This window comes from Pradoshia sp. (assembly GCF_051873915.1).
Lineage (GTDB): Bacteria > Bacillota > Bacilli > Bacillales > Pradoshiaceae > Pradoshia.
Window position 1 is genome coordinate 1 of record NZ_JBJEFJ010000102.1, and the last position, 10,895, is coordinate 10,895.

At 43.0% G+C, this 10,895-nt stretch carries 9 protein-coding genes and 1 pseudogene; 8 read left to right on the forward strand and 2 right to left on the reverse strand.

Annotated features, from left to right (window positions below):
* From ACI35L_RS09340 to ACI35L_RS09370, 7 genes are all read left to right on the forward strand, one after another.
* Nucleotides 1-529 (forward strand): DUF3997 domain-containing protein (locus ACI35L_RS09340; protein ID WP_439802735.1); only part of this gene is annotated, 529 nt, incomplete at its 5' end.
* A gap of 471 nt (nt 530-1,000) precedes the next feature.
* On the forward strand, nt 1,001-2,077 hold the full coding sequence (locus ACI35L_RS09345) for a GntR family transcriptional regulator (protein WP_439802736.1): 1,077 nt from the start codon (nt 1,001-1,003) through the stop codon (nt 2,075-2,077).
* 197 nt (nt 2,078-2,274) lie between these two features.
* Complete coding sequence (gene chvE / locus ACI35L_RS09350) at nt 2,275-3,357, forward strand: multiple monosaccharide ABC transporter substrate-binding protein (protein ID WP_049670776.1); 1,083 nt, start codon at nt 2,275-2,277, stop codon at nt 3,355-3,357.
* A gap of 78 nt (nt 3,358-3,435) precedes the next feature.
* Nucleotides 3,436-4,974, forward strand: a complete 1,539-nt coding sequence (gene mmsA, locus ACI35L_RS09355; protein ID WP_439802737.1) for a multiple monosaccharide ABC transporter ATP-binding protein — start codon at nt 3,436-3,438, stop codon at nt 4,972-4,974.
* Nucleotides 4,971-6,143, forward strand: coding sequence for a multiple monosaccharide ABC transporter permease (gene mmsB, locus ACI35L_RS09360; protein WP_049670778.1), 1,173 nt, complete (start codon nt 4,971-4,973; stop codon nt 6,141-6,143). Before mmsA ends, mmsB begins: the two co-directional genes overlap by 4 nt.
* Before the next feature lie 23 nt (nt 6,144-6,166).
* Entirely contained in the window at nt 6,167-7,150 is a 984-nt protein-coding gene (locus ACI35L_RS09365; RefSeq protein ID WP_439802738.1) for an aldo/keto reductase, read from the forward strand.
* A gap of 150 nt (nt 7,151-7,300) precedes the next feature.
* On the forward strand, nt 7,301-8,341 hold the full coding sequence (locus tag ACI35L_RS09370) for an aldose epimerase family protein (RefSeq protein ID WP_049670780.1): 1,041 nt from the start codon (nt 7,301-7,303) through the stop codon (nt 8,339-8,341).
* Between the two features lie 37 nt (nt 8,342-8,378).
* On the opposite strand, the gene ACI35L_RS09375 is transcribed toward ACI35L_RS09370, so the two are convergent.
* Nucleotides 8,379-9,299, reverse strand: a complete 921-nt coding sequence (locus tag ACI35L_RS09375) for an NAD(P)/FAD-dependent oxidoreductase (RefSeq protein ID WP_439802739.1) — start codon at nt 9,297-9,299, stop codon at nt 8,379-8,381.
* A gap of 149 nt (nt 9,300-9,448) precedes the next feature.
* Between ACI35L_RS09375 and ACI35L_RS09380 the strand changes: the two genes are divergently transcribed.
* On the forward strand, nt 9,449-10,234 hold the full coding sequence (locus ACI35L_RS09380) for an SDR family oxidoreductase (protein ID WP_439802740.1): 786 nt from the start codon (nt 9,449-9,451) through the stop codon (nt 10,232-10,234).
* A gap of 59 nt (nt 10,235-10,293) precedes the next feature.
* On the opposite strand, the pseudogene ACI35L_RS09385 reads toward ACI35L_RS09380, so the two are convergent.
* A pseudogene (locus ACI35L_RS09385) lies at nt 10,294-10,895 on the reverse strand (MFS transporter); the annotation flags it as partial.

Sequence of the window (10,895 nt, forward strand, 5' to 3'; positions counted from 1 at the left end):
TTTTTTGTTATGCAGATATCTGTTAGATTCTCTCTACAAGGATATTTGGTATAATATGTATGGTATTGGAGGATGTATGTCTAGAATAAGATTCAGAATTTTATTATTTACAGTCATGATAAGCAGCCTATTCCTAACTGGATGTCCGGGAGCATCTGATTATGAAATTGATTTGCCAAGTAACTATTCCGTTATTAGAACCTCAGGGCATCAAGTAACGATTGCTGCTAAAATTAGTCAGGGCAATTGGGATTCCCCGATAATACCCGCTAAGGTTACGGAGGTAGGGTGGGATGATAACTTTATTATCGCTAAACAAGTCCCTTTGATTCATAATCCTAAAAGCCAGAACGGTGATGAAATACCAGACGAACAGAATGACCATTATTGGATTATCCAACTTGAGAATGGGAATGTTACAGGACCTATAGATGAATTAGAATTAACGAAGACAAAAGAAAAATTACAAATATCTAAGGAGTTTATTTTGACAGAGGTAGAGGATTTGAATAAGGATTTTGCTTTTTGAACAGAAGGAACTTACCATGAAAAATACGAGCAGGCTGCTTCCAAATGGATGTGGCTTTTTATCATGTGGCTCTGTAAAAATGAATGTTGCTATATAGAATGCCGCTCGTCAACCTTTCAGCCGTTTGAATTCTGGCTTAGATTAGTGGACTGGCATGCACCAAAGCACTCAAGGAGGGTTCCCGCTCGCACCTAGAGGCACAATCACCTGCAACGTAAATCAATAGGATTAAGATTATCAGAGCCTGACATTTAAAAACAATAGACCTACTCCTTAATGGCTTCATCACTTTATATTCGACTAGTGAATGCTACAAAGAGATATGACAAGATAATATAGAATCATTAGGAATATCGCCAATACTATGATAAAATACGTCCGAATTTTCCTTTTTATTGATATAATTTGACAACATGTACTAACAACTATGCTATATTAAAGGGAGAGATAGACAGGAGGGTGTAACTTTGGATGAAAAAATACGAGCAAGTTAAAGAGAAAATTAAACAAGCTATTTTAGAAGAGAAATACGTGCCTAATCAAAAAATCCCCTCTGAGTCAGAGCTGACCATTCGATTTGAGGTCAGCCGCCACACCGTCCGAAAAGCCATTAATGATTTGGTCAATGAGGGCTGGCTTTATACGGAACAGGGGTCTGGCACCTATTGTGCTGACCGCTCCATATCACAATCTTCCTCCGGAGCTGATAAGGCAATTGCCCTGATCACGACCTATATTTCCAACTATATTTTCCCGTCTATTATAAACGGGGTAGAATCTTATTTGAGCAGTAAGGGCTATACCTTATTATTGTATAGTACGAATAATGATTTTGAGAAAGAACGGCAATGTCTTGAGAATGTGATGGAGAGGGACTTGACCGGACTGATTGTTGAGCCGACGAAGAGCAATCATCCAAATCCTAATCTGAAATATTATCTTGACCTTGAAATGAAAGGGATTCCTTATTTGATGATCAATGCGGCATATAGTGAACTTAATCCATACAGCTTGACCGTTGACGATGAGCTGGGAGGTTATTTACAGGCGGAGCATTTGATTAAAGAGGGGCATACGAATATTGCCGGTTTATTTAAAACAGATGATATGCAAGGTGTTATGCGAATGAAGGGCTTCATCCGTGCTCATCGAGAATACAAGATTCCTATTGATTCGGATATGCTTCTTACATATACGACTTCAGAAAGAGAGCAGGTCCTTGAGGGGGAGTTTGCGAATATTCTTGCGAGAGAGAGCCGGCCGAGTGGCATATGCTTCTATAATGATGAAGTTGCTTTGGCGGCACTGGATGTAATAAGGGAGGCCGGTCTTTCTGTGCCGAATGACCTCTCCATTGTCGGTTTCGATGATTCCTATCTTGCTGTGGCCTCTGAGGTCAAGCTAACAACGATTAAACATCCTCAGTACGAGATGGGTGTACAGGCGGCAAAGGCAATCCTCCAATTGGTTGAGCAAAAGGATAACGCTAATCCATCCTATGTGTATGAACCGGTCCTCATTATCAGACAGTCAACAAAAAAAATATAAATTCCAAAAACCTGCAAATATGTGGGTTTTTTTATTTTTATTATAAAAATTTGTTAGTTTAAGTTAAATTTTAGTAGAAACTTGTACTAACAAGTAGTATGATAGATTTTGTAAGCGGATTCAAATATTAGAAAGATGTAAGTTTTCAGAATACAACGTTTGAATCCTGCAATGATGATAAAGGAGAGGTTAATTTCATGAAAAAGATGATCACTGCATTCTTGCTGCTCACGTTGGTATTTGCTTTGGCGGCTTGCGGAAGCGATTCCACCTCATCAGGAGATGGCGATAAGGGATATGTCGGAATCTCTATGCCGACAAAATCCTCCGAACGCTGGGTTCTTGATGGGGAAAACATGGTGAAGGAATTCAAGGAAAAGGGCTATAAGACTGATCTTCAATACGGAGAAGATGTCGTTGAGGACCAGGTCGCTCAAATCGAAAACATGATTACAAAAGGCGTTGACGTTCTCGTTGTTGCTCCAATAGACGGGGAATCCTTGACAGAGGTGCTTCAAAAGGCAGCTGATCAGGATATAAAAGTTATTTCCTATGACCGTTTGATTAAAGGTACCGATAATGTCAGCTATTATGTTACATTTGATAACTTTGAAGTCGGTGTCCTGCAAGCCTCATACATTACGAAGAAATTAGGTCTTGAAGATGGCGAGAAAGGTCCGTTCAACATCGAATTATTCGGCGGTTCACCGGATGATAATAATGCTTACTTCTTCTATGACGGCGCGATGAGCATCTTAAAGCCGTATATTGATGAAGGAAAATTAGTGGTCCAAAGCGGACAGACAAAAATGAACCAAATCTCCACTCTTCGCTGGGATGGTGCAACGGCTCAATCCCGTATGGACAATATCTTAAGCTCTAAATATTCCAGTGAATTAGTTGACGCTGTTTTGTCTCCATATGATGGCATCAGTATCGGAATCATCTCTTCCTTGAAGGGTGTGGGCTATGGAACAGATTCTAAACCAATGCCGGTCATCACAGGTCAGGATGCAGAGCTTGCCTCAGTAAAATCAATCATTGCAGGTGAACAAACACAGACTGTGTTCAAGGATACGAGGGAACTAGCTATTAAAGCCGTTGAAATGGCAGATGCAGTATTAAGTGATAAGGAAGCTGAAGTGAATGATACAGAATCCTATGATAATGGCAATAAAGTTGTTCCTACGTACTTAATTGACCCGGTTTCCGTGGACAAAGAGAACTATAAAGAAGTCATTGTGGACAGCGGTTACTATAGTGAAGATGAAGTGAAATAAGCGAGTAAAATTCTGGATGGATGTTACTTGTACGTTCATTTACAAGTAACATCTATCCTACTAATTGGGGTGAGTTTCTTGTCATCTATTATTTTGGAAATGCGAAATATCACAAAAACGTTTCCTGGCGTCAAGGCCCTTGACGATGTCAATCTGAAGATTAAAAAAGGAGAAATACATGCACTTTGCGGAGAAAATGGTGCAGGTAAATCAACTTTAATGAAAGTATTGAGCGGTGTTTATCCTCATGGAAGCTATTCAGGAGATATTTATTTTGAAGATGAGGTATGTGAGTTTAAAACCATCAAAAACAGTGAGAGTAAGGGGATCGTCATCATTCACCAGGAGCTCGCTTTAATCCCCTATCTGTCAATTTCAGAAAATATCTTCCTTGGGAATGAACAAAGTAAACGGGGTATCATTAATTTCAACGAAACGTATGCAAAGACAATTGATTTGCTGAAGATTGTTGGATTAAAAGAGTCGCCGGATACGATGGTGAATCAACTTGGGGTAGGAAAGCAGCAGCTGATTGAAATTGCCAAGGCTATCTCAAAGGAAGTGAAGCTTCTCATTTTGGATGAGCCTACCGCCGCATTGAATGAAGATGATAGTGAAAACCTGCTGAATCTCATGCTGGAATTTAAAAAGCAAGGCATGACGATGATCATCATCTCGCATAAATTGAATGAGATTGCGAAAGTGGCTGATTCCATCACGATTTTAAGGGATGGAAAGACAATTGAAACATTGGACATGAAAAAGGACCAAGTGAAAGAGGAACGTATCATCAAAGGAATGGTCGGCAGGGACCTGACTAATCTTTACCCGGAGCACACCCCTTCCATCGGCGAGACTATTTTTGAAGTGAAGAATTGGACTGTTCAGGATGTAACGAATACGGCCAGGAATGTCGTTGATGATGTAAGCTTCCATATTCGCAAGGGAGAAATCGTCGGAATAGCCGGTTTGATGGGAGCTGGGCGGACAGAGCTTGCGATGAGCATCTTCGGTAAGGCATATGGGACGAAGATGAGCGGGCAGCTTTTCAAGGATGGCAAGGAATTAACCTTAAAAAACATCACCCAGGCTATTGATGCCGGGATTGCTTATGTCACAGAGGACCGGAAATCGTTCGGCCTTGTGCTTGAAGAAGACATCAAAACCAATATAACGCTCGCTAACTTACACAGGGTGGCAAAGAAGTCCATTATTGATGATGGACAGGAGGTCATTGAGGCAGAGAGCTTCCGTAAGAAGATGAATATCAAAACACCAAGCATTACCCAAAAGGCGATGAACCTGAGCGGAGGGAATCAGCAGAAGGTGGTTCTCAGCAAGTGGATTTTTACAGAGCCTGATATTCTCATACTTGATGAGCCAACGCGCGGGATTGATGTCGGGGCGAAATATGAGATTTATTCCATTATTAATGAGCTTGCAGACCAAGGAAAGGGAATATTGGTCATCTCCTCAGAGCTTCCTGAGCTGCTCGGTATAAGCGACCGAATCTACGTTATGCGTGAAGGGGCTTTTACCGCTGAATTTGAACGCAAGGACGCGTCCCAGGAGAATATCATGAAATACATGACCAGAACAGGGGTGGAACAAGGATGAAAACACTTGGCAGCTTAATGAAAAATAATGTTCGCCAATATGGCATGATACTCGCTTTAGTCTTTATTGTTATCTTATTTCAAATACTAACGGATGGCGTTTTATTGAAACCGATTAACATAACGAATCTTATCCTGCAAAACAGTTACATACTCGTGCTTGCCATTGGGATGCTTCTTGTTATTTTACTCGGACATATTGATCTTTCAGTAGGTTCGGTCGTTGCGTTTACCGGTGCGATGTCAGCCATTTTCATGGTAGAGATGAATTTGCCGGTATGGCTTTCGATTGTCTTATGCTTATTGATAGGCGCTTTAATTGGTGCATGGCAAGGATTCTGGGTCGCATATTTGAAAGTCCCTGCCTTTATCGTTACGCTTGCCGGGATGCTTGTCTTCCGCGGGCTTACACTTTGGGTATTGGGCGGGCAATCCATTGCGCCATTCCCGGAAGAATTCCGGAAAATCAGTACAGGCTTCCTGCCTGAATTAAGCAAAACCGCCTCACTTGATCTTTTGACCTTAATTGTAGGAGTCATTGTTTCCCTCGTGTTGATTTGGACAGAGGTTCGAAAACGGAATCAGCAGAAATCCTATCATTTTGAGGTACTGCCAACATGGCTCTTTGCTTTGAAATTGGTCTTCATTGTAGCTGTTCTAAATGTATTCTCTTATTTCCTTGCTTCCTATGAAGGGATTCCGAATATTCTTGTCATCTTAGTCGTCTTGATTGTAGCTTACTCCTTCTTTACGAATCGTACCGTATCTGGACGTCATTTGTATGCGGTCGGCGGTAATGAGAAGGCAGCGAAACTGTCAGGTATCAAGACTCAAAAGCTGACGTTTTGGGTTTTCGTCAACATGGGTGTGCTCGCGGCATTATCCGGCTTGATCTTTGCAGCCCGCTTGAACGCGGCAACACCTGGAGCGGGGAACTCATTTGAGCTTGATGCCATTGCGGCTGTGTTCATTGGCGGTGCATCTGCCTATGGGGGGATTGGAACCATTATTGGAGCAGTTGTCGGCGGACTTGTTATGGGTGTTTTGAATAATGGGATGTCCTTAATTGGTTTAGGTACGGATTATCAGCAAACCATTAAGGGTATTGTATTATTGCTTGCAGTAGGCTTTGATGTCTATAACAAGAACAAAACATCTAAGCTAGATTAATTCCTTGAGGGAGGAGTGCATTCATGAATTATCGACAGCTTGGTAAAAGTGAAATGAAGGTAAGCGAAATCAGCTTTGGCACATGGGGGATAGGCGGAGACTGGGGGCGGTCGAATGATGAGGATGCCTTATCTGCCCTTGCCCGTGCGATGGAGCTGGGAGTGAATTTCTTCGATACAGCGGATGTGTATGGAGCTGGACGAAGCGAGGAGCTCTTGCGTAAGGCGACAAAGGGAAAAGAGGATGAAATCTATATTGCGACTAAATTCTGCCGGGCCGGGGATATTCATGATCCATTAACCTATTCTGAAGATTCCGTTCGCCAATATTGTGAAGCGAGCTTGAAGCGGTTAGGGCGGGAGAGAATCGACCTCTATCAAATTCATTGTCCGCCGCTTGAAATCCTTAAACACACAAATGTTTTTGAGGTGTTGGATAAGCTTCAGGCGGAAGGAAAAATCCGTCATTACGGAGTCAGTGTTGAAACGGTTGAGGAAGGGTTATTCTGCCTGACGAATCCGAATGTCGCTGCCTTGCAGGTGATTTTCAATTTGTTCAGACAAAAGCCGCTGGAGGAATTGTTCCCAAAAGCGAAGGAACAAGGTGTCGGAATCCTTGCTCGTGTACCGCTGGCAAGCGGTCTGTTGACAGGTAAATTCACAGCGGATACACATTTTGCTAAAGAGGATCACCGTCAGTTTAATGCAAATGGAGAGCAATTCAATGTCGGTGAAACGTTTGCCGGACTTGAATTTCAAAAGGGTGTAGAGCTTTCGGAGCAGCTCTCTTGGATTGCTGATGGCAGGGAATCGATGGCCTCTGCAGCCCTTCGCTGGATTCTAGACCAAGAAGCCGTTACATGTGCCATTCCAGGCTTTAAGAATGTGAGACAGGTGGAGCAGAACCTGACAGCGCTCGAGACGAAATCATTTAATGAGGACGAGCTCAAGAGGCTGCAAAATTTCTATGAAGGATCCGTAAAGGATTATATTAGAGGACCATATTAAATGATGAGATAAATAACAAAGCCTAACAAGGCTTTGTTATTTCTATGTCCTGAATATACCTTCTGGAAAATAAAGCGCTTTACAGAGTTTTTTGATAGTATATTAGTATACATAAACATTGCAGAATTCTGTGAAAAGGAGAGGGATGCTATGGAAATCAGAGAAACGAGCTTTGGCAGAATGGATGATCAAGAGGTTATTCAGTTTTCCTTTACTACTGATAAAGGAACGACGATGAAGTGCATCAATTATGGATGCATTATTACGGATTTGATCGTCCCCGATCGAAATGGAAAAATGGGTAATATCGTTCTTGGCTTTGATACCCTTGAGGATTATGTCAAGCACTCCCCATATTTCGGTGCCATTGTTGGAAGAATAGCTGGAAGAATAGCAGGGGGACGCTTTACGCTTGATGGGGAAACCTATCAATTGGCGAAGAATCAATCCAGCAACAGTCTGCATGGCGGTTTAAAAGGATTCGATAAAGTCGTATGGAATTATGAATTGGTTGAGAAGGGAACAGCAGCAGGGGTTGAATTTACATATATAAGCCATGACGGGGAGGAGGGCTTCCCAGGTAATCTTCATGTAACAACAACATATTTGCTAGATGAAGACGGCAGTCTAGAAATCTCTTATAAGGCCTATTCTGATCAAGATACCATCATCAATTTAACGAATCATTCTTATTTCAATTTGAGCGGGGACTTAACGAAAGACATTCTAAATCACAAGCTGAAGCTGAAAAGCAGCTCATTTTTGGAACTTGGAGAGGATCTTATTCCTACTGGGCAGATTGTGCCTGTTGAGGGGACCTCATTTGATTTCACGGAAGAAGCTGAGGTTTCCCAAGGGGTGGCATCCGGCTATAAACAAAATGATATCGCAGGCGGGGGTTATGACCATCCGTTCTGTCTGGATAGCCATTTTGAGGAAGAGATTGTGCTCGAAGACCCAGTAAGCGGACGCAAGCTTGTAGTGGAAACCGACCAGCCTGCTGTTGTCATTTATACCTGTAATCAATATGATGGTGAATATTCCATTAGAGGGGTCAAACCGCATAATCATATGGCCATTTGCCTTGAAACGCAAGGATACCCGGATGCGATTAACAAGCCTCATTTCCCATCTGTTGTGTTGAAGAAGGATGATACGTATAAAGCAGTCACACGCTACACGTTCAGCTGATTTTTAGAAAGGGCCGGATGTATATCCGGCCTTTTTCTTATTCTTCTTTTAACAGCTTCATTAAACGCTTATGAATCCAGATGGCAGCCTGAGTGGCCTCTCCCATTGCGATAGTTGCCTGCTCAGAATGAGCAACGATATCTCCTGCTGCCCAAACATTTTTAATGCTTGTTTCCTTTGTCCTCGAATCCACATGTATATGCCGGTTGTTCATTACGTCAATCCCAAGCTGATCCGCTAAAGCTGTGTGAACATCATTGCCGCCGAAGGAAACAAAGGCACGCTCCCCTTCGATTAGCTCACCATTGGCAAGGAACACTCCCTTGAAGTCGGAATCTCCCTCTTTTTTTACGGCTTCAATTTTCTCCTCTATATAATGAATCCCGCTTTCCTTGAGCCTCATTAGCAAGTCCTCTGGGATATCGTTCTTTTCGTGATTAATATACGTAATCTGATTTGTCCAATAGAGAAGAGAGAGAGCAAAATTTGCCCCAGCTTCACCAGAGCCCATAACAAGGGTCGGTGTATCAATGACCTCATACCCATCACAATCCGTACAAATATAGATGGTCATTCCTAAGCATTCCTTCAGATTAGGAATAGGAGGAATTCGGTCTGTTATCCCCGTAGCAAGCAGCAAAGTGCGGGCGGTGAATTCATGCTCTGTCGTCTTGACATGGAAGCGGCCATTCACATCCTTTAATGTTGTAACATGGTCCTTTAGAAATTCAATTCCTGTTTTTTGGGCATGCTCCCGGCCAAGTGCCCGCAAATCCTCTCCGCTGATTCCGTCAGGCCAGCCGAGTATATTACGATAGTCCTTGCAAAGGGAAGAACGGCCTTCCTCCTTTGAATCAATCACTAGGCATGTATGCTGGCTTCTTCCCATTTGGATTGCGGCCTGCAATCCTGCGATACCGCCGCCGATGATGATGCAATCCCATTCATTCGTTCTCATACGTTGTCATTCCTCCCCATGATTCCATTGCTTTAGTATGGATACTGTTAATGGTCCATACTCCTTCTATACCCATAAAATTAATATTTTGACAATTAAATCGTTGAGATGCCATGATAGGAGTAGGAATACGAATGGAGGGAGAAAGAATGGAGCTAGGGTTAAAAGGAAAGAATGCATTGGTTGTGGCTTCAAGTCAAGGGCTGGGAAAGGCTATCGCCATCAAGCTGGCTGAAGAAGGGGCTAATGTCATGGTGACAAGCCGGAGCGCTGATAAATTGAAGACCGTTGTGGAGGAGCTGAAAAAGGTAAATCCAGCCGGAAACTACTACTGGCATGAAGCGGATATTACCCAAGCGGATGACATTGACAGGCTCGTCAAAGATACTGCTGACAAGCTTGGAACAATTGATATTCTTCTTAATAATGCTGGAGGTCCGCCAGCCGGAGGATTTATGGATTTATCTGATGAAGATTGGCAGAAGGGATTTGAATTGAACCTGCTCAGTTACATACGTATGATTCGTGCCGTTCTTCCCCATATGAAGAACGGTGGAAGAATCCTGAATATGGCCTCGATTTCAGTAAAAGAGCCGATTCAAGGGCTGCTTCTTTCGAACACATTCCGTCTTGGCATCGTTGGCTTGACGAAGACGCTTGCAGCTGAATTTGCTGAACGAGATATCCTTATTAATACGATTGCACCAGGGGTGATTGCCACTGACCGCATTGATTATCTTGATCAGGTGACTGCAGAGAAGCAAGGTCTTACGGTGGAGGAAGTCAAAGAACGTGCGGAAAAACAAATCCCGCTCGGCCGTTACGGGAAACCGGAGGAATTCGCCAATTATGCTGTGTTCCTGCTCTCATCCGTTAACTCTTATGTGACTGGGCAAGTTTACTTAATTGATGGAGGTAAGGCGAAAGGAATCTAACGAATATAAAAACAAGAGGAGATGAGACTGATTTTGCGGTCTTATCTCCTCTTGTTCTTTTACATGTTTCTTGTTTCAGCAGCTGTTTGAACGGCTTTCTTTTTTTGCGGTAAAAACAGTGTAAGTACGAGGGCAATGAGAGCAATAATCATCATGAAATAATAGGCATCACTTGCTCCAAGCATAGCTAGAAGGGGTGGAGATGCATGTAGTTCACTTGGGCTTAGCTTTATGGTATGGACGGCTGCCTGGGCAGTGAATATCGTCATGACGACAGCTGTTCCGATGGCACCGGCTATTTGGCGGACAGTATTATTAACAGCCGAGCCATGGTTGGTCAGCTCCTTCGGCAGGGCATTCAATCCAGCTGTATGTAGTGGCATCGTATTAAAGCTTAAGCCGACCGATGCGAAGAATGATTGTCCGTATCGTCCAGAATAAGAATGATGAAGCCAAGTCGGTCACGACCCACATCGCTGGCAGTACGAATATAAGGCCGGTAATAAAGAGTGGTTTGGCTCCAAAACGGTCATAGAGCTTGCCCGTCACCGGAGAAAGGAAGGCATTGATGACAGCCCCAGGAAGAAGGATCAGTCCTGTTTCAAATGCAGTAAAGCCTCGTCCTGTCTGCAGGTAGATGGGCAGTAAAATCATGTCCGCA